Origin of the sequence: Burkholderia sp. S171, assembly GCF_009766085.1 — a bacterium.
GTDB lineage: Bacteria > Pseudomonadota > Gammaproteobacteria > Burkholderiales > Burkholderiaceae > Caballeronia.
Window position 1 is genome coordinate 323,574 of the sequence record NZ_LMUF01000007.1, and the last position, 22,164, is coordinate 345,737.

The 22,164-nt window shown below is 57.9% G+C and carries 18 protein-coding genes and 1 tRNA gene; 14 read left to right on the forward strand and 5 right to left on the reverse strand.

The genetic code is table 11. The features are described 5' to 3' along the window. Positions 1–274: 274 nt before the first annotated feature. Positions 275–1,840, forward strand: a complete 1,566-nt coding sequence (locus GSQ93_RS04450; protein ID WP_158934401.1) for a methyl-accepting chemotaxis protein — start codon at positions 275–277, stop codon at positions 1,838–1,840. Positions 1,841–1,976: 136 nt separating this feature from the next. Here GSQ93_RS04450 and GSQ93_RS04455 read toward each other — a convergent pair whose 3' ends face one another. After that, positions 1,977–2,363, reverse strand: a complete 387-nt coding sequence (locus GSQ93_RS04455) for a nuclear transport factor 2 family protein (RefSeq protein ID WP_158934402.1) — start codon at positions 2,361–2,363, stop codon at positions 1,977–1,979. A 166-nt stretch (positions 2,364–2,529) separates the two neighbouring features. Beyond that, positions 2,530–3,201, reverse strand: coding sequence for a cation diffusion facilitator family transporter (locus GSQ93_RS04460; RefSeq protein WP_158934403.1), 672 nt, complete (start codon positions 3,199–3,201; stop codon positions 2,530–2,532). 324 nt (positions 3,202–3,525) lie between these two features. Between GSQ93_RS04460 and GSQ93_RS04465 the strand changes: the two genes are divergently transcribed. Together GSQ93_RS04465 and GSQ93_RS04470 are read left to right on the forward strand one after the other, a co-directional pair. After that, on the forward strand, positions 3,526–7,491 hold the full coding sequence (locus GSQ93_RS04465) for a response regulator (protein WP_254073740.1): 3,966 nt from the start codon (positions 3,526–3,528) through the stop codon (positions 7,489–7,491). A gap of 3 nt (positions 7,492–7,494) precedes the next feature. Then, complete coding sequence (locus GSQ93_RS04470; protein ID WP_158934404.1) at positions 7,495–8,436, forward strand: diguanylate cyclase; 942 nt, start codon at positions 7,495–7,497, stop codon at positions 8,434–8,436. Between the two features lie 102 nt (positions 8,437–8,538). On the opposite strand, the gene GSQ93_RS04475 is transcribed toward GSQ93_RS04470, so the two are convergent. From GSQ93_RS04475 to GSQ93_RS04485, 3 genes are all read right to left on the reverse strand, one after another. Continuing rightward, positions 8,539–9,447, reverse strand: coding sequence for a response regulator (locus GSQ93_RS04475; RefSeq protein ID WP_158934405.1), 909 nt, complete (start codon positions 9,445–9,447; stop codon positions 8,539–8,541). 513 nt (positions 9,448–9,960) lie between these two features. Then, positions 9,961–10,045, reverse strand: a tRNA-Leu gene (locus GSQ93_RS04480). Between the two features lie 138 nt (positions 10,046–10,183). Continuing rightward, positions 10,184–10,810: a TetR/AcrR family transcriptional regulator gene (locus tag GSQ93_RS04485; RefSeq protein ID WP_158934406.1), complete on the reverse strand. Its 627-nt coding sequence runs from the start codon at positions 10,808–10,810 to the stop codon at positions 10,184–10,186. Positions 10,811–11,071: 261 nt separating this feature from the next. Here GSQ93_RS04485 and GSQ93_RS04490 point away from each other — a divergent pair, with 261 nt between their 5' ends. The 11 genes from GSQ93_RS04490 (at position 11,072) to GSQ93_RS04540 (ending at position 21,962) form a co-directional block, all read left to right on the forward strand. Next, positions 11,072–13,111: an NADH:flavin oxidoreductase gene (locus GSQ93_RS04490; protein WP_158934407.1), complete on the forward strand. Its 2,040-nt coding sequence runs from the start codon at positions 11,072–11,074 to the stop codon at positions 13,109–13,111. A gap of 269 nt (positions 13,112–13,380) precedes the next feature. Then, positions 13,381–14,691 (forward strand): Xaa-Pro peptidase family protein, encoded by a 1,311-nt coding sequence (locus GSQ93_RS04495; RefSeq protein ID WP_158934408.1) that lies wholly within the window; start codon positions 13,381–13,383, stop codon positions 14,689–14,691. Continuing rightward, positions 14,691–15,650, forward strand: coding sequence for an ornithine cyclodeaminase family protein (locus GSQ93_RS04500; protein ID WP_158934409.1), 960 nt, complete (start codon positions 14,691–14,693; stop codon positions 15,648–15,650). The genes GSQ93_RS04495 and GSQ93_RS04500 overlap by 1 nt, the downstream gene beginning before the upstream one ends. A gap of 87 nt (positions 15,651–15,737) precedes the next feature. Beyond that, positions 15,738–16,256 (forward strand): MarR family winged helix-turn-helix transcriptional regulator, encoded by a 519-nt coding sequence (locus GSQ93_RS04505; protein WP_158934410.1) that lies wholly within the window; start codon positions 15,738–15,740, stop codon positions 16,254–16,256. Between the two features lie 206 nt (positions 16,257–16,462). After that, the gene (locus tag GSQ93_RS04510) at positions 16,463–17,278 is read left to right on the forward strand and encodes an amino acid ABC transporter ATP-binding protein (protein WP_301952044.1); all 816 of its coding nucleotides are present in this window, start codon (positions 16,463–16,465) and stop codon (positions 17,276–17,278) included. Between the two features lie 5 nt (positions 17,279–17,283). Continuing rightward, positions 17,284–17,919 (forward strand): amino acid ABC transporter permease, encoded by a 636-nt coding sequence (locus GSQ93_RS04515; protein WP_254073741.1) that lies wholly within the window; start codon positions 17,284–17,286, stop codon positions 17,917–17,919. Further along, a complete protein-coding gene (locus GSQ93_RS04520) occupies positions 17,916–18,578 on the forward strand; it encodes an amino acid ABC transporter permease (protein ID WP_158934412.1) in 663 nt (220 codons plus the stop codon). The genes GSQ93_RS04515 and GSQ93_RS04520 overlap by 4 nt, the downstream gene beginning before the upstream one ends. 68 nt (positions 18,579–18,646) lie before the next feature. Beyond that, a complete protein-coding gene (locus GSQ93_RS04525; protein WP_158934413.1) occupies positions 18,647–19,483 on the forward strand; it encodes an ABC transporter substrate-binding protein in 837 nt (278 codons plus the stop codon). 16 nt (positions 19,484–19,499) lie between these two features. Beyond that, a complete protein-coding gene (locus GSQ93_RS04530; RefSeq protein ID WP_158934414.1) occupies positions 19,500–19,868 on the forward strand; it encodes a cupin domain-containing protein in 369 nt (122 codons plus the stop codon). Beyond that, positions 19,820–20,662: an NAD(P)-binding domain-containing protein gene (locus GSQ93_RS04535; protein ID WP_158934415.1), complete on the forward strand. Its 843-nt coding sequence runs from the start codon at positions 19,820–19,822 to the stop codon at positions 20,660–20,662. Before GSQ93_RS04530 ends, GSQ93_RS04535 begins: the two co-directional genes overlap by 49 nt. A gap of 127 nt (positions 20,663–20,789) precedes the next feature. Next, positions 20,790–21,962, forward strand: a complete 1,173-nt coding sequence (locus GSQ93_RS04540; RefSeq protein ID WP_158934416.1) for an FAD-binding oxidoreductase — start codon at positions 20,790–20,792, stop codon at positions 21,960–21,962. The last annotated feature ends 202 nt before the right edge of the window (positions 21,963–22,164 follow it).

Genomic DNA, 22,164 nt, shown 5'->3' on the forward strand with positions numbered 1-22,164 from the left:
CGAACCCCTTTCGCAAGCTTAAGTATCCGTCGATGCCGCCGTTAACAAGGGGCCAGCCTGCCTGGTTTCAACGCTGTCTTAGATCCATTGATTAGTCACTCGACGACCATCCTGCAATAGCTTTCTCGATCCGCATCCAATGACACTTCCACGCCGTTTTGTTCCGTCGCGAACGGGCGCGGTGGATGAGTGCTGCAGAAAGAGTTTTATTGTTTGACACTCTAAGACACGTTGAAGGGCCATATCAAATTCAACGTTACGAAGAGTCGTCATTATGTTTAAAAAAGCGAGTGTTTCCACCTGCCTTCTGGTCGTTCTGGTCGTGTTCTGTCTTTTCCAGGTCGTCACCGAAGGGCTTGGTTTCTGGTCGCTGACCGCCACTCACGAAGATGTCGATAACCTGTCAAACATCGCACTCAAGCAAGTCAACGAGGTCAATGAAACCACTCAGCGACTGATGGATGCGCGGATCAACCTGTCGCGCGCCGGCACCCGCATGGCGCGTGGCGGCACTGAACCGGTCGACATTGTCCAGCATGCGCGCGAGCAGTTGGCGGTTGCGGACAAGTCGTTCACCGCCTTCGTCAATGCGCCCAAGACCGGCGATGAAAACCGGGCGCGCACGGCCGCATTGCAGGAAAAATTCCAGGTGTATCACGGTGCATTGAGTGAGCTGACGCAATACCTCGACGCCAACAATCTGCAGGCGTTCCTCGATCAACCGACCCAAGGGTTCCAGGACCGCTACCTTGCCGAGCAACAAAATTTTGCCCGGTTTGGCGACGCCGCGAGCCAGTCGTATCTCGATTCCATCGATGCCCGGCTTGGTCTTTTCCGCGGCGTCGGTCTGGCGATTTTCGCGGCGCTCGTGGCCGGTGTCGTGTTCGTACACGTCGCGTTGCGCCGCGCAGTGGTTGCCCCGCTCGAAGAGGCCGGCCGTCACTTCGAACAGATTGCCGAGGGCAAGCTCGACGAGCACATTGCCGATCGTGGCAGCAACGAAATTGGCCGCTTGTTCGCGGGTCTCGCGTCGATGCAGGCAAGCGTCGCGCACACGGTGAAGACGGTGCGCGAATCATCGGACTCGATCAATCTTGGCGCCGATGAAATCGCCACAGGCAACGCGGATCTGTCGGCTCGCACGGAGAACCAGGCTGCATCGCTGGAAGAGACTGCATCGAGCATGGAGGAACTGACCGCGACAGTGCGCCAGAACGCCGAGCATGCCCGCGATGCGAACAGCCTTGCAGGCGACGCGCTGACTGCGACATCACGCGGCACGGGCGTGGTCGATCAGGTGGTCGAGAAGATGACCAGCATCGCCAGAAGCTCGGACAAGATCGCGGAGATCATCTCGGTGATTGACGGTATCGCGTTTCAGACGAACATTCTTGCGTTGAATGCGGCCGTTGAGGCGGCGCGTGCGGGTGAGCAGGGTCGCGGATTCGCGGTCGTGGCCAGCGAGGTGCGTGGGCTGGCGCAACGCAGCGCGCAATCGGCCAAGGAGATCAAGGAGCTGATTGGTGAATCGGTTTCGCAGGTCAACGATGGTTCGGCGCTGGCGGGACGCGCCGGTCAGGCAATGCGCGACGTATCGACGTCAATCTCGCGCCTCACGCAGATGATGGCCGAGATCAGCGCGTCATCGCTTGAGCAAAGCACGGGTATTGAGCAGGTCAATCAGGCTGTAGTGCAGATGGATGAAATGACGCAGCAGAACGCGGCACTGGTGGAGCAGGCGGCGTCGGCGGCCGCGTCGCTGCATGAGCAGACGCGTCACCTGAAGGCGGCGGTATCGGTGTTCAAGATTCCGGACGAGGGAAGGGTAACGCGGTACTAAGAGCTGACGCCGGTACAAGGGCGCTTGCTCGCCAAAGTTTGCAGAGGCTTCACGATGGCGCAAGCAGGGCTAACAATGCTCACTTGGGGGCCGGCCGCAATTGGGCCGCCCCCAGATCACGTTCGCAGCTTAGCGGTCATCGCGTCTCAGGAGTACGCAGCCTCGGCGTGCCCATCTTGAACCATGCCTTGGCTATTTTCCCGTTCTCGATTTCGTAAATAGCGACCACGTCGATCTCACCGGGACCGTCCGGAAAGGTGCGAGTAACGATCTCCTGGTCGACCACCATGTTGCCAACCGATATCCGTTTAACGAGCGTGCCGTGAAGATTGGTTTCGCTGAAGCGGGCGACGTGCCGTTCGCGAATCTCGTTTGCTCCGCTAGCCAGCAAACGCGAAGGGAACTCATAGTATTCACAGTCGTGGGCCCACCACTGCATGAAGTCTTCTATATCCCGGGCGTTATAAGCCTCGAGTTGTTTTTGCACCGGGAATTCTGCGTTGCTCAACCCGCTTCCGTTCATTTCGTGATGTTCCTTGTGCAGTGTGAATGATCTCGGCTATGCGCTGCATTATGAAAGCGCATGCCGAGTGTCCGCGCCGAGTATTGCAGCGATGCATTGCGACTGTCTATAGCCGCAGCACGCTGGACCTCGGGCACACTGACTAATCAGAGAGTGAAGGGCGGATCTATTGCCCGGCGGTTTCGCTGGCCGGTCGATCGAAGGAGTCTTTGAAGGCTTTCCAGCCGAGGTTGAAGCCCATGCGCGCAATCATGATGCCGATGACGGCAGCGGCCAGGCGATCCGATATCGCCAGCCCGGCCATGCTGCCCAGGATGCCAACCGCCGCTATCAGCGCCGAGATTGCGTCCGAGCGCGCATGCCAGGCGCTCGCAACGAGAAGGGTGGAACGGGTGCGTTTAGCGACCGACATGATGTACCGGAACAGCGCTTCCTTGGCGATGATCACAAACACCGCGACGACCAGCGCGCTCGCGTGAACGCTGGAATTAGTCGCCGCGTTGGCCACGTGCCCGAGGCTGCTCCAAAGGGTTTCCATTCCGGTTGCGATCAAGAGGAAGGAGATCAATAGTGATCCTATGGTTTCGTAGCGATCATATTGATCGTTGACGCTCCGGTGCGCGGCCGTCGCGCTCAGGCGCAAGACCGCCAGCACCATCCCATCTGCTGCCAGGTCCGCCAGCGTATGAACGCCGTCGGCGAGCAGACCGTCCGAGAAAGCGAGCCAGCCGATGGCAATCTGCATGGCCATCAAGGCCGCGTTTAACAGGACGCTCACCTGGGCCGCCTTGAAGGCGGCATTGTGCTTCTCGCGGCCGTGCTCGGACGTCGACGACATCGTGGAGGGGAGTTATTAGTGTAGGTACAGCACCGTAACCGCCCTTCGTGGCGATGATATGACACGGATCGAGGAAGAGGGATGAGGCGGGTCAGAGCGACCGACCCGGTTGGCGCGTGCAACGCCATAAGGGTCCAGGCAAAGACCTGGACGCGGCCTGCCTCTGCCATTGGCGGCTCAGTGCGGGCGGGCAATATTGCCGATTACTCGTCCCACTCTCTGCCCGATCTCCGGAAGATTCGGCCAATTTTCTAAAGTGCCATCGACTCTTGCCGTAAAGTCATATACCAGTCTAGAACCAGCTTGATACTTTGAGGTCGTACAGTGGCAAAACAGCATTCGCTCACGATCCGGATGACTGCGTTTATCGTCGTTGTCTGCGCTTTGCTCGTGGGCACGGATATTTGGCGCAGTGTGGCTGCCCGACAAGTGCAGTTGAAGGAAATGACGTCGGCCACCGCGAATCTTGCCCGCGCAATGGCGCAGCACGCTAACGACACGATCAAAGAGTCCGACATAGCACTGAGGGGCATTGCCGAGCGCGTTGAACACGATGGCACCGGCCCGGTTCCCCTGGAACGGCTTCGTCAATTGTTTGCGTCCCGGTTGAGCGAGCTTCCGCAACTCAATGGTTTGTTCGTTTTCGATCGGAACGGTCAACTGATCTTGAGCACCGAGCCTGGGAAACCGCGCAGTTATAACAACGCGGACCGGGACTATTTTGTCTTCCACCGGACTCACGATGATCGCGCTACCCGCGTCGGTGTCCCGTTGCTTAGCCGTGCGACCGGCAAGTGGGTCGTTCCGGTGTCGCGGCGTATTGATGACACCGACGGTAAGTTCGCCGGCGTCGTTGTGGCGACCATCGACATCAACTTCTTCTTACGATTCTATGACAGCCTGGATATCGGCCATGCCGGCGCTGCGGCATTGGTCCTCGATAACGGGCGCATGGTCGTGCGCAGACCGTTCGAAAGCCGATTCCAGGGCGCGGACGTATCGGAGACGGTTCTTTTTCACGCTCACCAGCTAAACAAGTCGGGCTCCTTCCTTACAAAGTCATCTCAAGATGGCGTGGTACGGCTTAATAGCTATCGAAGCCTGCAGGACTATCCGCTCTTCGTCGCCGCGGCTTTATCGCAGCAAGAAATATTGGCCGGCTGGTGGACCGATACGCTTTGGCATTCGGCGGGCGTAGGCGCGCTGGTTATCGCGTTGGCGTTTTTTGGTTTCCGGCTTATCCGGCTTATCGGGCTGAGGACCGCGGCGGAAGAGAGGCTTGCTGCCAGCCTTGACATCACGCGTGCAATCCTTGATACAGCGATCAATCCGATTCTCACCATCGACGGCACGGGGGTTGTGCGCTCGCTCAATCCTGCAGGTGAAAAGGCCTTCGGCTACGCGTCGCACGAGCTGGTCGGGCAAAACATCAGGACGCTGGTCCCCGATAACTTCGTCGATGCTTACAACGACTATATCGCGCAGTTCAAGCAACAAGGAAGGACGGGCGGCGGCAGTGGCCGGGAACTGGCGGGATTGCGCGCGGACGGCTCGATTTTTCCGGCGCATGTTTCCACCGCGCCGATGGTCCTCGCCGGAGAGCTTTGTTTCGTCTGCGTCATCACGGATCTCACCGATCAGCACGGACAACGCACAGAGCTTGCCGCTGCGCGAGACCAGTTGTTACTGGCAGCCCAGACAGCAGAGCTCGGTATCTGGTCGTGGCATCTTGCCGACAACGCGCTCCACTGGAACGCGCGCATGTTCGATATCTACGAACAACCAAAGACCCTGCTCAATAACGGCCTGAATTTTGAACACTGGCGCATGCGCGTGCACCCGGCTGATATTGACGCCACGATGCATTCGCTCAATGCCGCGCTTGAGGGCAATGGCGACGAGTTGCCGTTGTTCCGAATCACGCTTCCCGGCGGCCAGATCCGGTACATCCAGTCACGCATCCGTGTCGAGCGGGACGCGAATGGCACGCCAGAGGTAATGACAGGAATCAACCGCGACATTACCGACCAGCATCAGCTCGAATTGCGTTTGCGCGAGGCGAAGGAGCAGGCCGATGCAGCGAGTGCTGCGAAGTCGTCCTTCCTCGCGAACATGAGCCACGAAATCCGGACTCCGATGAACGCAGTTTTAGGCATGCTGCACCTGGTCCAGCTAAGCAACCTCAATCTCCGTCAGCGCGACTATGTCAGCAAGGCGCAGACAGCGGCGAAGTCCTTGCTTAGCCTGCTAAACGACATTCTCGACTACTCGAAGATCGACGCGGGCAAGCTGCAACTCGACGTCCATCCGTTCGAGCTTGAACCGCTGATGCAGGATCTGGGCGTAGTCTTGTCCGGCAATCAGGGCGATAAAAACGTCGAGGTCCTGTTCGATCTGGATTCGGCTCTCCCTGAGTCCCTGATCGGCGACAGCCTTCGCCTGCAACAGGTCTTGATCAACCTCGCCGGCAATGCGCTCAAATTTACGTTGACCGGACAAGTCATCGTCAGCGTCGAGTTGCTGCAACGTCTGGATGCGGCTGTCCGCGTACGAATTGCGGTCACCGATAGCGGCATTGGCATCAGCGACGAGCAGACCGGTCGTATTTTCGAGGGTTTCAATCAGGCCGAGACATCGACGACCCGCCGTTTTGGCGGCTCAGGTTTGGGATTGGTTATTTGCAAGCGCCTCGTCGGATTGATGGGTGGCGACCTGCTGGTTGAAAGCGAAGTAGGCGTTGGCAGCCGGTTCTGGTTCGACATCACGCTTGGCGTCGATGGCGCGCATCCGGCCGCCGATGCACCTGTCATCAACCGGCAATTGCGGTTGCTGGTAGCCGACGATAACCAGATGGCAGGAGAACTGCTGGTTCGAACGGTCGCGGCGCTTGGATGGCAAGCGGACCTGGTGGGCGGGGGTATCGACGCCGTCAAGCAGATCAGCGAGTCGGTACGCGCCGGGCAACCTTATGACGTCGTGTTAATGGATTGGCGCATGCCGGACCTGGATGGATTGAACGCGGCGCGGCTCATTCGCGGCGCGAAAGACAGCCTGCCGCTTCCCGTGGTCGTGATGGTCACCGCCTACGGGCGCGAGGTGCTGGCTGAGGCACGCGACAGCGGAGAGGCGCCTTTTGCAGGCTTCCTGACCAAGCCGATCACGCCTAAGCAGTTGAACGAAGTCGTACTGCGTGCGCTGCACGCCGGGGACACGCATCAGGCCGAGATCGAGGAGCCGGCGGCCAAACCCGCGGCTCGCCTCGCCGGACTGAATCTGCTCGTGGTTGAAGACAACGCCTTGAACCGTCAGGTTGCCGAGGGCGTGCTGAGAGCAGAGGGCGCCCAGGTACAACTGGCCGAGGGCGGGATCGAAGGCGTGAAAAGAGCGACGACGTCGGGCACTCCGTTCGATGCCGTCCTGATGGATATCCAGATGCCGGATATCGACGGATTCGAAGCCACGCGACGCATTCGTGCAAATCCGCGCTTCGCCTCGCTGCCCATTATCGCGATGACGGCGAATGCATCGAATGCGGATCGGCAAGCCTGTCTCAACGCCGGCATGGACGATCACGTGGGCAAACCCATTGATGTCGAGCAGCTGGTCGCGGCGCTGCACGCTCAAATCGATGGCAAAAAAATCTCGCTCGGCCTTGCATCCGGTCATCCGAAGTCCGGCGCAGCCGTCGTTGCCGAGCCGCTGCTGGAAACGAAAGCGTCGATTGTTGCGCGGTTTGGTGGCAATATTGCGTTAATCAACAGTGTTTTGGCTAATTTTGGGGCTCAAACGGAAAAGCAGTTAGCGTTGCTTAGCCAGCAAATCGCGCAGAGCGATCCTCTTGACGCTGCCTCGCTGCTGCACGCAATCAAAGGGACCGCCGGGACAGTCGGCGCACGCGCGCTTTCTGCGCGGGCCGGCCAACTCGAATACGATCTGCGCCACGCCGATGTCCTGGCAACGAATGACGTGATCACCGACGAGGGCGTTGCGGATCTAAGAGCGCTGCTCCAGGACAGTGTAATTGCATTGGCACGTGATTTCGGCGATGCCAGAATCGAGGTGCCGGTCACCGAGGTGGCATTGCCGTTGGCAGAATGGAAGCTGCGGCTCAACGAGATAGTGGCATTTCTCGAGTCATCGAATCTGCAAGCTATCGCGCTTGCCGAGGCGTTGGTGGCTCACACGGCTTCGGAACAACGGACTCAATTCGATCAGTTCCTGATGCAGGTAAGGGAATTGGATTTCGCAGTCGCGGCGCTCAGCGCACGCGACATGCTGGAGCGATCGTGACAAATGGAGCATATTCTGGAAAGCTGGTTACTTCATGCGAATCGCCGTCCCAAGATCCTGATTGCCGACGATCAGCCGACGAACATTCGTGTTCTATACGAGCTTTTTCGCGACCAGTGCGACGTATTCATGGCAACGAGCGGTGCGCAGACCATTCAAATCTGCCGCGCTGAGTTGCCCGATCTCATCCTCCTGGACGTAGTGATGGAGGATATCGATGGTCATGAGGTATGCCGGCGGCTCAAGGCCGACTCGCTGACCAACGCCATTCCGATCATGTTCGTGACGTCGCAGAATCACGAGGCGGATGAAGTCATCGCCTTGGGATTAGGCGCGGTTGATTTCATCACGAAACCTATCAACCCGGTGATCGTGCGCGCACGTGTACGCACCCATTTGACCCTTAAACTTCAGGGTGATTTGCTGCGCGCAAGCGCATTACTCGATGGATTGACGGGCGTGGCGAATCGTCGGAAGTTTGACGAGGATGTGCAGACTGACTGGCGCCAGTGCCTCAGGGAAACTGCGCCTCTTTCGCTGATTCTGATCGATATCGACTATTTCAAGCTTTATAACGATCGTTATGGCCATCAGGCGGGTGACACGTGCCTGAAACTCGTCGCGAAGGCTCTGGCTGAAACGCTTCGACGTCCGTATGACAAGCTGGCGCGGTACGGCGGTGAAGAGTTTGGGTGTCTTTTGCCTAAAACCGAACTCGCAGGAGCGAGCGCCATAGCGGAAAGAATGCAAACGCGCGTGAGCGAATTGAGAGTGGAGCATCTTGGCTCCGACGTCGATCAGGTCGTGACCATCTCTTTGGGCGTCGCTTCAATGGTGCCGACGGCTTCCATTACGCCCGAATTATTATTGAAGGCAGCAGACCAACAACTCTACGAAGCGAAGCGCACGGGTCGTGCGCGTGTCTGCGCGTTGTCGACGTCATAAGTCGGGTTTGGAATCTCGGCTGCGAAATCTTGGCTAACGCTGCTAATGCTGCGCTCCGCTCTCGACTCACGCGTCAAGAGCGGAGCGTCTCCCATTCAGCCTTTATACCGATTGTTTGCGTTCGCTTGCCCTTGCTTGCGACGAATGACTGTCCGCTGTTTTCCAATATTGGATAATCCCGCGAACTTCCGCTTCGATACGTCGCACCGTGTCAATAATGCTTTGAATCCGGGCTTGCAAGACGACGGGTTTGAACGGTTTGGCGATCACATCGGTTGCGCCAAGGTCGAGGGCTTGCTGTTCAGCGTCGGCATCGGCGGCCGGTGCAATATAAACAATCGGCACGTGTTCGAGCGCGACTACGGCTTTCAGCGCCGCGCAAATCTCAAAGCCGTCGTTATGCGAGTGGTGGGTGTCGAGAAGAATGAGGGTAGGCGCGTGGCGATGCGCTTTTTGCAATGCCTCTTCGCAGTTGGCCGCAAAATGTAAGGCGCCTGTATTTTCGAGCGCTCGCCGCATGAGCTGAATAGTGGAAGGATCATCTTCGATAATCAGCAGGTTCGGCGTTTCCGGCGTCACTGGCCATGTGCGCAAGGTGCCCGCTCGACAGTCCTGATCAATATTTTTCACGATCTGTCTTACGCGGAGCTGGGCGCGCACGCGGGCCGTGAGTTGTGCGGCGACAAGCGGTTTTGTGACGTAATCAGCGGCACCGAGTCTCAGTGCATCGACTTCGAGCGCAGGCGCGTCATGGCTCGTCACGAAAATAATGGGCACGTGCGCCAGATTTGCGTCGGCCTTGAGGACTTCGCAAACGTCGAATCCGGTCATGCCGGGCATATCGGCATCGAGGAGAATAAGGTCAGGGGGCGAATCCTTTGCAAGCTCAATGGCAGCTTCGCCTGAAGTGGCGAACCGTTGATCAGGATACGCGGCAAGCATCTGCCCCATGATTCGGATTGTCGACGGATCGTCGTCTACTAAAAGAAGTCGCGCACTGTTTGCTGACATTCGATTGTCCCTCAGAATTTTTGACGTATGACACCATGATGCGGCTAACCGATGCAGCTTGATCGGCGGAAATGCGACGGCTTTAGACCTTAAATCGCGCCTTGAAGGCGGCCGCGAAAATGAGCGTTGGGATATTCTAATATAGGGCGTGCTTGTGCTGGACAGTCTGTTGGTTAAGTGCCAAATTCGAATGCCAGAAAGCCGCGATATTCCGGTGGAAACGTCACTATTGCGTAGTGTCGGCCGCTTACGGCATCGCTAAGTCGAGGGCAATTGAAACGGGACTGCTGACATTCCGTAAAGTCGAGACATCGATAAATCGAGTTTGCGGAATCGTGCCGAGAAGACGTTCGTGACGGAAGCGTAAAGTCAGTGATACCGTAGGGCGCTGCAAAGCCCGCGTAAACCGCATTATGGTGGACGCATTGGACGCCCGAAAAACAAAAACCCCGCGGGCAAAAAGCTTTGCGGGGTTTTTCTTTTACTGCGCCGACTGTCTTGCTAACTTCTTGTTGGTGCCCAAGAGAGGACTCGAACCTCCACACCTTGCGGCGCATGGACCTGAACCATGTGCGTCTACCAATTCCGCCACCTGGGCCAACCGATACAGCGAAGAGTGCTATTTTAGCGGACGATTCGAAGCTGTCAATGGTCTGTCAGGAAATGCATCAAAAGAAGGGAAGGGAGTGGCGCTTGATCGCGTGGATTTCTTACTTTATCGATGCCGCTTAACTGATCAAGCCGGCTGATAACCATGCCGCATAAAAAACCGATCGAGTTCGCGGTCCTCCGGCCGCCGGCCCGTAAAGACCTCGACGTACTCAGCAATACGCATCATGCGTACTGATAATTCCTCTTCGCTTTTCATTGAAATGTACCCCATCTGCGTCAGGTAGATAGCCCTCGCGCGCACATCGGCCGAGATCGGTTCGTATTCATAGCGCTCGAATAACCGGGTGAGCGCAGCGATGCGAAGCTGGTCCGCAGTCTGGATCTCGGCAGCAATCTCAGGCGACTGCAGCGCCCAGCTTCGGATAGCCGCTTCAAACCGCGAGTCGAAGATCCGATCATCTAGCCAGCAATCAAATACGTTCAGAACCGCCTCGGAGATTGTTTCGGCGTAAGCCTCAGTCTGCTTGACCCAGTTGCCGGTGTTTTTGGCGCGCCAGCGTTCCAGCAACGCAGCCAGCAACTCCTCACGGTCCTTGAAAAACCAGTAGAAACTGGTTCGCGACAAATTCAGCTTCTTGGCCAACGGGAGGATGCGCACGGAATCGACGCCGGCGTCACGCAGGCTGTCGTAAGCGACCTCGAGCCACGCTTCGGGCGACCCGCGTCCCGCGTCGGCAGTCGGTTGATCCATAGGTAGTAGTTCCTTAAAACGGCCGGAATCGTCAGGCCGCAGAGCGGCGCCACATCACGAAAGCGTCGATATTCTGGCTTCTCGACTGGCATCGGTCAAAGCGCTTTCGACTTCCATTCGGCCTCTCAGTCCGCCACGCGACTGAACGCTGATGACCATCGCAGCAAACCAATGTTCATTGTAGTCGAGATACTTGACACAGATGTACAGAGTGAATAATCTTCATTGCGTCCCCCAAACAAAACTGTCAAAGGCCACGCCATGTCGTCTAGTGACCCGCTCCTGCAGCCTTACACCATCAAACATCTGACGTTTCGCAACCGCATCATGACTACGTCGCACGAGCCGGCGTATGCGGAAGATGGCATGCCGAAGGAGCAGTACCGCGCGTATCACGTCGAGCGCGCGAAGGCGGGCATCGCGCTCACAATGACGGCCGGGTCGGCGGCGGTATCGAAAGATAGCCCCCCGGTATTCAACAACGTCCTCGCGTACAAGGACGAGGTCGTGCACTGGATGAAGGATCTCGCCGATGAATGCCACGAGCACGGCGCGGCGGTCATGATCCAGTTGACGCACCTCGGACGGCGCACGCGCTGGGACAAGGGCGACTGGCTTCCGGCGGTGTCCCCCTCGCACAATCGGGAGCCCGCGCACCGCGCCTTTCCGAAGAAGCTCGAGGATTGGGATATCGAGCGCATCATCAAGGACTATGCGGACGCCGCCGAGCGAATGAAGGCGGCCGGTCTTGACGGGCTCGAACTGGAAGCCTACGGACATTTGATGGATCAGTTCTGGTCGCCCCTCACGAACACACTGGATGCGCCCTACGGCGGCTCGCTGGACAACCGGATGAAGTTCACGTTCGACGTCCTGACGGCTATGCGCAAACGCGTGGGTCCGGACTTCCTGCTCGGTATCCGATACACCGCCGACGAGATCATCGAAGGCGGGCTCACGAAAGAGGACGGGCTGCACATATCGAAGAAGCTGAAAGAAAGCGGCCTCGTCGATTTCCTTAACGTGATCCGCGGCCATCTGGAAACCGATGCCGGATTGACCGACATCATCCCGATCCAGGGCATGAAAAGTGCGCCCCATCTGGACTTCGCGGGCGAGATCAAGAAGGCGACCGAGTTCCCCACCTTTCACGCAGCGCGAATCCAGGATGTGCCGACGGCGCGGCATGCGATTGAGTCAGGCAAGATCGATATGGTCGGCATGACGCGCGCGCACATGACTGACCCGCACATTGTTCGCAAGATCATCGAGCGCCGGGAAGACGATATCCGGCCGTGCGTGGGCGCGAACTATTGCCTCGACCGTATCTATCAGGGCGGCGCGGCGTACTGTATTCACAATGCCGCCACGGGCCGCGAAACCACCATGCCGCACGACATTGCGCGTGCGCCGACCCGGCGCAAAGTGGTGATCGTCGGGGCTGGCCCGGCGGGACTGGAGGCAGCCCGCGTGGCCGGTGAGCGAGGGCATGAGGTCGTCGTGATCGAGGCCACGAACCACCCGGGCGGCCAGATCCGCCTGACCGCGCAGAACGTGCGGCGCAAGGAGATGATTGGCATCGTCGATTGGCGGATGTCCCAATGTGAACGGCTCGGGGTGACGTTCAAGTTCAACACGTGGGCCGAGCCGGCGACCGTGCAAGCCGAAGCGCCGGACGTGGTGATCGTGGCAACGGGGGGCATGCCCCACACCGACGTTTTGCGCGAAGGAAACGAGCTGGTTGTATCGACCTGGGACATCATCTCCGGCGACGTCAAGCCTGGCTCGAACGTTCTGATCTTCGACGACGCGGGTGACCACGCGGCATTGCAGGCAGCCGAAGTGATTGCGCAAGCCGGAGGGAAGGTCGAGATCATGACGCCGGACCGCTCGTTCTCGCCCGAAGTGATGAGCATGAACCTCGTGCCCTATATGCGATCGCTGCAGAAGCTGGATGTGAAGTTCACGGTAACGTACCGGCTCGCTTTGGTACATCGCGACGATAACGGGCTTGTCGCGGTCGTGGGCAGCGACTATGGCGGCATCCGCAACGAGCAACGTCATGACCAGGTCGTGGTGAACCACGGAACCATTCCGATGGACGATCTGTATTTTGAACTGAAGCCCTTGTCGAGCAACCTCGGTGCGCTCGATTACGACGATCTTATTGGCGGGACGAAACAGTCGCGCAAGTCGAACCCGGAAGGCGCGTTCCAGCTTTTCCGTATAGGCGATGCAGTGGCCGCGCGCAACACGCATGCGGCAATCTACGATGCGCTTCGTCTGGTCAAGGATCTGTAGGGAGAGGGCTGTTTTCTTGCAGCCCGTATTGGGTTTTACAGAGATTTGGATAACTAATCATTTTGGTTAGCGTTGTAACGCCTATGAATTTTCTGGCGCGTGCGTCTATTACGTGAACGCTTCAAAAATAGAGCATGCGATCCGCGCAATATCGGCGTTTTTGATACCTTGACACATGGTTCCACGTGGGACTAATCTGAATTTATCGGTGGTCGGCATTCGACGAATTCGTACAAGCCGCGGCCCTTCGAAAACGGGTGGATGTAACCATGGATCGTGACGCGCGCCTTTCCGGCCTGAGCTTTCAACGTCCTCGCGACGGCCGCGAGTATCGAGAGGGTCAGGCGGTCAAGGGTCACCAGATCGCGCCTGTCGACTGGTCTCTGATTGAAAGGGCTGAGAGCATCGATCGGCGTTCGCTCCGCGCGTATCGTCTCGAGAGAATTCGCGCGCAATTGCGTTCGCATGATTACGGCGGGATCCTGCTGGCGGATCCGCTGAACATCCGCTACGCCACTGACACGAACAATCTTGGGCTCTGGGTCATGCATTCGCCGAGCCGTTACGTCTATATCGCTACAGACGGGCCGGTTATCCTGTTTGACTTCGTTAGCAGTCGACACAATAGCGAAGGCATTGAGACCATCGACGAGATACGTCCTGCCATTCCGTGGTTGTACTTTCTTGCCGGTCCGAGAGTCGAAGAAAAGGCGACGTTATGGGCCAGGGAAATTGCCGACCTGGTTTCTACTTACGGCGCGGGTAACCGCCGGCTTGCGGTCGATCGCTGCGATCCTTGGGGCGCAGAGCGCCTGAAGGCGCATGGCATCGAATTGTTCGATGCGCAGCCGCTCACCGAGCAAGCGCGGCTGATCAAGTCGCCGGAGGAAATCGCGCAGCACGAGGTGTCCATGGCAGTGTGCGATCTGGCCATATCGCGCATGGTCGAGTCGCTTCAAGCCGGTGTGACCGAGAACCAGTTATGGAGCATCCTGCATGAGACCAACATTGCGCATGGAGGCGAGTGGGCCGAAAGCCGATTGCTGAATTCCGGGCCGCGGACCAACCCTTGGTTCCAGGATGCAACGAACCGGGTGATCGAGGCGGGAGACATGGTTTGCTTCGACACGGATATGGTCGGCCCCGGTGGTTACTTGTCCGATATCTCCCGAAGTTTTGTTTGTCCGGGGCGCGGTATGGCGGCAAGCCAGGGGAATCTACTCGGCTTCGCGGAGGACCAGATCATGCACAACGTAGGGCTGCTTCGCGCGGGGCTTTCCTTCCGCGAATTCGCCGAACAATGCTGGCCGGTTCCCGAGCGTTACGTGCATAACCGGTACATGATGATGCTGCATGGTGTCGGACTGGTGGATGAATATCCGAGTGTCGCCTATGCCGTCGACTTCGACGCCTGGGGCTACGACGGAACCTTCCAGGAAAACATGGTCGTGTCGGTGGAGAGTTACATCGGCGAGCAGGGCGGTAAAGAGGGTGTCAAGCTTGAAGAGCAAGTGCTGATTACCGCGAACGGTTCGATTGTCCTTTCGCACAGTCCGCTGCTAGGCCGCCGGTACTCATAATGACCGAAACCCTTCCTCGCGTGATTGATTCCGACTCGGTGCTGGCTCGGATTTGCCCTCTTGCACTGATCGATGCAATGGAAAAGAAGCATCGGGAGGGCTACGAAACGATCGGCCGGCTGCATACGCCGATCTCGAGGGACGACCGGCCCAGCGCCGAGTTGCTCATCTGGGCGGGCGCACGGGCGGACGGATCAATGGGGGCGAAAATTGTTTCGATCTCTCCCGACAACGGGCAGTTGAGCCAGCCTTCGCCTACGGTTCATTCCGCCTTTGCGCTGGTCGACCGGTTGGATGGGCACTTCAGGTCTTTTATCGTGGGAGAGAGCTTTACCCGATGCAAGACGGCGGCTGATTCCGCGCTCGCGGCGCGGTACCTCGCTCCTGTCAACCCGACGAAAGTGGTCGTGCTCGGCGCCGGCGCGCAGGCCAGGACCCATCTGACCTACCTGCATGCCGTTTGCCCGAGCATCGAACGGGTCGACGTGTGGAACCGGAATCGAAGTCGCGCAGAGCAGTTGGTAGAAGAGCGTTTTCTGCCCGTCAATTTTCAGGTGTCGAATGATCTTGAGGCGAGTGTCGCAGACGCCGACATCGTGGTGTGCCTGACGTCATCGTCTACGCCAGTGCTTGACGGGAAGTGGCTAAAGCCTGGGTGTCATGTCGATCTTGTCGGTGGCTTCACTCCCGACATGCGCGAGACAAACGACGCCGCCATTCTTCGATCAAGCGTTTTTGTAGACCATCTAGGGCTCACGACTGAGCATTGCGGCGACATCGTTCAACCTCTGAAGAACGGAACCATCACCTTGTTGGACATCCGGGGAGACCTCTTTGACCTGTGCAGAAAGCAGGTTCCCGGGCGACGCGACCCGCAAGAAATTACCTTGTTCAAAAACGGTGGCGGCGGGCATCTGGATCTGATGGTGGCGGAGTGGTTGTCCGAGTCCTTTCGTTGATGTAGGGGAGAGAGCGCTGGCTCCCGTATTTTCAGATGCGGTCTGTTTATGGGTTTTCCTGGTTGTTGTATTCGAGGATAAACAGATATGGTTAGTACAGTTGAGGATGTTCAGGAAGCGGAACTGAAGTCGTCCGATAGCACCGTCAAGGCACAAGACGTGTTCGCTGCGGTCGTCACCAATGGACCGATCAGCGATGCATGGCGCTTCACACTCTGGTCGAACTACTACACGGAGCCGTGCTTTTCAGCGATGAGTCGTGACTTCGATGTTGGCCGTGACGAGTTTAACGTGATGAGCTGCCTGAGTTCCTACGGTCCAATGGCTGCCAAGACCATTTGCGAGGTGACCGGCCGTCCGAAAAACAGCATCAGCCGTGCGGTAACGCGACTAAGCGAAAGGAAAATGATTCGCCGCAAGATCAACCCGCTTGATCGGCGTGAGAGCTCGCTCATGTTGAACGAAGGCGGGCGGAAGCTCTATGAACGTGTGGTGCCCGTTGCGATCGAGCGGCAGTCGACCATGCTGAGTGGGTTGAGCGCATCGGAGCGCGCCTTGCTCGATCAGGTGCTGAACAAGTTAATGCAGTTTCGCCATGAGTGGTGAAGACGCTGAGCAAAACCCCGCGAAGCCAGCTCACGAATAGTTGATTCAATTTTTGCACTACATGGTGCGAAAGCATCACTTGAGGTCTGCTTTTTGGCTTAGTCAAATTAACTATTCGAGTGGTGCTGCGAGGCGGCCTTGGAAGGCAGTGTTGAACGCCCAAGCGACCGGGACCGACTTTGCACGAAGTTCACGGAGTGAGTTCCATGAATAGTATCGCGTCTCCTTTTCTAGAGTCCGATCCGGTCGCCTTGAAGCGCACGGGAGCAACGGGCGAGCCGATACTTTGCGTTGAATCGGTGAGCAAGACGTATGGCACGCACAAGGTACTCGAGAACATCACCTTTCAGATGCAAGCCGGAGAGGTTATCGCAGTCATTGGTCCCAGCGGTTCCGGAAAAAGCACGTTGCTTCGGTGCATCAATCAACTCGAGCCGCCGAACGAAGGCAAGGTGACAATCGGAGGCGTAACGATCGACGCCGAACGCCCAGCGACCCGGCGAGATCTCGTCGCATTGCGCCGGAAGATCGGCATGGTGTTCCAGTCCTTCAACCTGTTTCCGCATCTCTCCGTGTTGCGCAACGTCAGTCTTGCGCAGGAGCGCACCATGGGGCGCTCCAGAAAGGAGGCGGACGTGCGATCGATGGATCTTCTCGCGCGCGTTGGCCTGGCAGACAAAGCGAGCCAGTATCCCGCGCGGTGTTCTGGCGGTCAGCAGCAAAGGATCGCGATTGCCCGTGCGTTGGCCCTCGAACCGGAGATCATGTTGTTCGACGAGCCCACATCAGCACTCGATCCGGAGTTGGGTCTCGAAGTGCTGGCGGTCATGAAGGAACTTGCGTTGTCGGGCATGACGATGATCGTCGTCACCCATGAAATGCATTTTGCAGAGAACGTGTCGGACCGCGTGATCCTGATGGCTGAAGGTCACATACTCGAAGAAGGACCCAGCGCCGAAATCATGCGCGCACCGAAGACCGAACGCGCAGCCCGGTTCCTAAGCGCAGTGAGGGACCGGTAATGATCATGGATCTCACTGCAATCTTGAATGGTGTCCCGTGGACAATTGCGCTCACCCTGGCGTCGTTTATTGTGGGCGCGGCACTCGGATTGCCGCTTTGCGCGATGCGCTTGTCGACTATCGGCGCGTTGCGATTGACGTCGACAGCGATAGTGGTGTCCTGCCGATCGATCCCACCCATCGTCTGGCTATTCTTTGTGTTCTTCGGCATTGGCAACGGCCTCATAGCCATGAGCCCGTTTACCGCAGCCGTGGTGGGCCTCGGTGTGGTGACCGCCGCCAATATGTCCGAGATTTATCGAGGCGCGCTGACGGCAATTCACCCGGGTCAGTTCGAAGCGGCAAAGGTGTTGAACCTGACCAGAAGCCAACAGTTTCGTGACGTCGTCCTGCCGCAGTTGATGCGGATCGCATTGCCGTCGGGCGCTACCTATCTTATTGGCTTGCTTAAGGACTCCGCCGTTGCGTCGACGATTGGTGTAACTGACCTGGCTTACCAGTCGTATCACATTTCTCAACAGACGTTTCGCGGGCTGAGCGTCTACGCGGCTGCGGCGCTTCTCTACATACTTTTGAGTTTGCCGATCGCCTGGTTGTCGCGCTGGACCGACGTTCAATTGCGTTCGAGGGTATCGAGATGATGGAGCTCCTCAACCTCTGGAAGGGCTGGCTTCCGGAGCTCATCGGCGGTTATGGCCTTTCACTTGAGGTGAGCGCTCTGAGCCTTGCGATAGGCATTCCGCTTGGGCTCGTGCTCGCGCTTGCGGTGCCGGCCAAGTCGAGGGCAATCAGATTCACCGCGTTGACGTTCGTTGAAATCGGTAGAGGGGCGCCGGTTCTCATCCTGCTCCAGTTTGTTTATTTCGGCTTGCCGACAGCCGGTCTTACGTTGACATCGTTTGCGTCGGCGGTGGTTGCGCTCGCGTGCTGCACAGGCGCCTATACAAGCGAAATCATCCGGGCCGGATTCGAGGCCGTCCCGTATGGGCAAAAAGAAGCTGCGCTAGTGATTGGGCTCAACGGCCTCGACGCACTGCGCTTTGTGATCGTTCCGCAAGGCCTGAGAGTTGCGCTGCCCGCGCTTCTCGGGTTTTCGATAATGATGCTTCAGGCAACGTCTCTTTGCTTCACGATCGCGCTTCCCGAGCTGGTCAGCCGGGCATCGAATATCGGGTCCACGACCTTTGAATATATGCCGGTGCTGATCCTTGCTGGCTTGATGTTCGCTGTCATCTGCATTCCCGCAACGCTGTTTGTCTCCGTACTGGAACGACGATTGGGACGTCATGCCGTTCGATAGATTCGCTCCATCTTTGCCGCTTAGCTGCCTGTGAATATCCCTCCACTGAAGCCACAATAGGAAACGACATGAAAACGTCTGCGAAATTCTTAAGGAGGCTGTGCACTGGTCTCCTTTTATCCTGCGTCACCTATTCTGCTTTCGCGGATCAGTGCAAGCCGGCTCATACGTTTCCGACCATTACGTCCGGTACTTTATCGGTTGCAGCATGGGTATTTCCGCCGTATTCAATTCCAGCAGGCAGCACGGATATCGGCGGCGTTGACGGAGATATCGTCAAGCTCATCGCGGCGAAGGAATGCCTGAAGCTCTCTATCAGCACGGTGGATCCGGCAGCGGTCATCCAGTCGGTCGTGTCGGGGAAAGCGGACATCGGAATGGGTGACTGGTACAGAACGGCCGACCGTGCGAAGGTCTTGGGGCTTAGTGGCCCGATGTACCTCGATCAGATGGGCGTCATCTCCAAGGAGGGTATAGACACAATCACGGGTTTGCAGGGCAAACGCGTTGGATCGGTTCAGGGTTATCTCTGGACAGGCGACCTCCAGAAGGTACTCGGGAGTTCGGTGACGCTTTATCCCAACCCGGTTGCCATGGCTCAGGATCTGGCGGCAGGCCGGATTGACGTGGGCACGGACAGCTACGCCGTCGCGCAATACGACCAGAAAAAGGGCGGTTATTCGTCGATCAAGATTATGGCTGTGAAGCCGGACCCCAGGGTCCCGGCATCGGTTCAACCGGGTCAGACTGCATTTCCGTACACGAAGTCGAATCAAGCGCTTGGCGATGCCTTGAGTGCTGACATCGCTGATCTGCACAAGTCTGGCGATATCGCGCGGATTTTGAAAGCGCACGGTCTGGAGCCGTCAGCCGCCGATGTTGGCCAACCGCGGTTGATTCAATGACATCGAGGAGGAGGGCATGATCAGCTCAGCCGTGGGCGTGGCGTTGGGTCCTGATGTGGAGGGTTCGCATTTTCTCGATGCGAGAGATCTTCAATGGCAGCCGTCCGATACCCCGGGATTCGATATCGTGACGCTGTTCGAGAATCCATCCACTGGTGAATCGACTGTCTTGATGAGAGTCGAGCCTGGCGCAAGGGCGGCCTCGCACAGTCATGACTTGTTCGAGGAGATCTATGTCCTCGACGGTGAGTTTTCGGATGAGGCGCGCACTTACCTGCGTGGGCAGTACTGCGTGCGCTCGCCTGGAACGCTCCATACGGCGGCGTCGGAAAATGGATGCGTAGTTATGCTGATCTATCGGAATACGGTGGTGGTGTCGGCGTAACCATGCAGATATCGGACGCATCCATGATCACTCTCGGCGTAGTCGGAACGGGGCAATTCGCTTCCTATTTTATTGCCGCGCTTCGTCGAGGGGGATACGACGGCAAGGTCTTGCTCTCGCCACGCAATGCCGACATCGCCAGCACGCTAGCGCGCAATCACGGCTGTGTGGTCGCGGCATCTACCGACGAGGTGTTGGCTGGCGCTGACGTAGTGCTCGTGAGCGTAAGACCGGAACATGCAGAGGTCGCGTTGGCGAATCTGCGTTGGGAGCATCGCCACACCGTCCTTTCTGCAATGGCAGGTATCCGCCTCGACGACCTGCAAGCGTTGCTGCCTGGGGTTGGGGACCTCCATCTCATCATGCCGGGGAGCTATATAGAAATCGCGCCGGGGCCCATACCGCTCTATCCGCCCGCGCCGGCGCTGATGCCGCTGCTCTCTTGCGCCGGGAATGTCGTTGCATTGCCAAACGAGGCTGCGTTTAACACGGCGATCGTATCCCTCTGCGCATCGACGTGGATATACGACCTTGCCCATGCGCTTGCGGCCGAGCTTGCACTGCATGGTCTTGAGCCGGACGCTGCCCGTGCGCTGACGCTTGGCAATATTGCGGGCCCAGCCAACTTTGCCTTAAGCGTGCCGAAGACGAGCCTTCTTGATATCTCTGCTGGCATTGCGACCGAGCGGACATTTACCAAGACCGGACTTGATCATTTGAAGGCGAGTCACTTTGACGCCCCATGGAGAGAAGCCATTGCGCAGCTTGCGGAAATGCTAAATCTACCCACGTGAGGACTCTGGTGCTACGGTATCAATTTGCGGCACTTGTGATGAGGCGCGAAGGCGGCTTTAGGGAAATATGCAAAGAGAACGTGTTCGCGAACGCGAGCCGTTTGTTTACAACCATTTGGAGTGAGTCGTGAGTTCTAAGGTCGTTATAGTTGGCGGCGGGGTCATTGGTAGTTCCATCGCCTATTTTCTGCGTGCTTCAGACCCGACGGTCGATGTGACCGTTATTGAGCGCGACCCGAGCTATGCGAAGTCATCGTCGGCACTGTCCGCTGCATCGATCCGGCAGCAGTTCTCCACGCCGCTTTCCATTCAAATGTCGTTGTATGGCATCGAGTTTCTTCGCGGTATTGGCGACATTCTTGAAGTGGAAGGTTTCAAGCCGGCTATCGATCTTCACGAAGGCGGTTATCTTTTCCTCGCCACTCATGCCGGGGACGCAACGCTTCGTGAAAACCACGCGCTACAAAGGAAGCTCGGAGCGGATATCACGCTCATGGGACGGGACGCGCTGCACGCGAAGTTCCCCTGGTTGAATGTCGAAGACCTCGTAGCCGGTGCGTTCGGCGAGAGCGGAGAAGGGTGGTTCGACGGCTACGGTCTCGTGCAGGCGCTTCGAAAAAAAGCACAGTCGCTGGGCGCGCGGTACATTGCTGCGGATGTGACGGGACTGATACGGGACGGCCGACGCGTCACGCACGCCGTGGCGAGCAATGGCGAGACCTATGCCTGCGACACCGTGGTTAATGCCGCAGGTGCGTGGGCGCGCAAGGTATCGGAAATGATGGGTATCGACATCCCTGTTTTTGCGCGGCGCCGGAGCATCTTCAACGTGTCGTCTCCTGCGAGATTGCAACACTGCCCTTTGCTGATCGATCCGACCGGGGTTTATTTTCGCCCTGAGGGGAGGACGTATATTTGCGGTACGTCGCCGAGCGCAGACAATGACCCGGACGACCTGCCGCTGGACGAAGTCGACCACGCAATCTTCGACGAAGTCATCTGGCCGACGCTTGCTCACCGCGTTCCGGAATTCGAAGCCCTGCGCGTTGAAAACTGCTGGTCCGGCTACTACGAGTACAACGTGCTCGACCAGAATGCAATTATCGGGCATCACCCCGACATCGAGAATTGTGTGTTCGCAAATGGCTTCAGCGGTCATGGGCTCCAGCAAGGGCCGGCCACCGGTCGCGGCGTGAGCGAGTTGATTCTCTCCGGGAAGTACACGTCGCTCGACTTGGCGTCGCTGAGCTGGGAGCGCGTGCTCGAATGCCGTCCCATTGTTGAAAGGAACGTTGTTTAGCGCGGGCTGGGTATGCGTTGGTCGAGTGTCGACCGAGCTTGAGATGGGGGCTTGTGATATTAAGGGCCCGTATGATCAACAGACCTAGCCGCGGCTCAAGCTCCACTTGGGACACGACTGCCCGATACGCGCGCGCCGCGTCTGCTTGATCGCCGTTATCCAGTCGCGGCATTAGCGGTTAATATTTGGTGATCAGGGGCAC

Excerpts from the sequence above, each read along its gene's own strand:
- GSQ93_RS04470 (WP_158934404.1), top strand. The coding sequence starts at position 7,495 with ATGGAGCATATTCTGGAAAGCTGGTTACTTCATGCGAATCGCCGTCCC.
- GSQ93_RS04510 (WP_301952044.1), top strand. The coding sequence starts at position 16,463 with ATGAATAGTATCGCGTCTCCTTTTCTAGAGTCCGATCCGGTCGCCTTG.
- GSQ93_RS04500 (WP_158934409.1), top strand. The coding sequence starts at position 14,691 with ATGACCGAAACCCTTCCTCGCGTGATTGATTCCGACTCGGTGCTGGCT.
- GSQ93_RS04485 (WP_158934406.1), bottom strand. The coding sequence starts at position 10,810 with ATGGATCAACCGACTGCCGACGCGGGACGCGGGTCGCCCGAAGCGTGG.
- GSQ93_RS04455 (WP_158934402.1), bottom strand. The coding sequence starts at position 2,363 with ATGAACGGAAGCGGGTTGAGCAACGCAGAATTCCCGGTGCAAAAACAA.
- GSQ93_RS04505 (WP_158934410.1), top strand. The coding sequence starts at position 15,738 with ATGGTTAGTACAGTTGAGGATGTTCAGGAAGCGGAACTGAAGTCGTCC.
- GSQ93_RS04535 (WP_158934415.1), top strand. The coding sequence starts at position 19,820 with ATGCGTAGTTATGCTGATCTATCGGAATACGGTGGTGGTGTCGGCGTA.
- GSQ93_RS04490 (WP_158934407.1), top strand. The coding sequence starts at position 11,072 with ATGTCGTCTAGTGACCCGCTCCTGCAGCCTTACACCATCAAACATCTG.
- GSQ93_RS04475 (WP_158934405.1), bottom strand. The coding sequence starts at position 9,447 with ATGTCAGCAAACAGTGCGCGACTTCTTTTAGTAGACGACGATCCGTCG.
- GSQ93_RS04450 (WP_158934401.1), top strand. The coding sequence starts at position 275 with ATGTTTAAAAAAGCGAGTGTTTCCACCTGCCTTCTGGTCGTTCTGGTC.
- GSQ93_RS04530 (WP_158934414.1), top strand. The coding sequence starts at position 19,500 with ATGATCAGCTCAGCCGTGGGCGTGGCGTTGGGTCCTGATGTGGAGGGT.
- GSQ93_RS04520 (WP_158934412.1), top strand. The coding sequence starts at position 17,916 with ATGATGGAGCTCCTCAACCTCTGGAAGGGCTGGCTTCCGGAGCTCATC.
- GSQ93_RS04460 (WP_158934403.1), bottom strand. The coding sequence starts at position 3,201 with ATGTCGTCGACGTCCGAGCACGGCCGCGAGAAGCACAATGCCGCCTTC.
- GSQ93_RS04525 (WP_158934413.1), top strand. The coding sequence starts at position 18,647 with ATGAAAACGTCTGCGAAATTCTTAAGGAGGCTGTGCACTGGTCTCCTT.
- GSQ93_RS04515 (WP_254073741.1), top strand. The coding sequence starts at position 17,284 with ATGGATCTCACTGCAATCTTGAATGGTGTCCCGTGGACAATTGCGCTC.
- GSQ93_RS04495 (WP_158934408.1), top strand. The coding sequence starts at position 13,381 with ATGGATCGTGACGCGCGCCTTTCCGGCCTGAGCTTTCAACGTCCTCGC.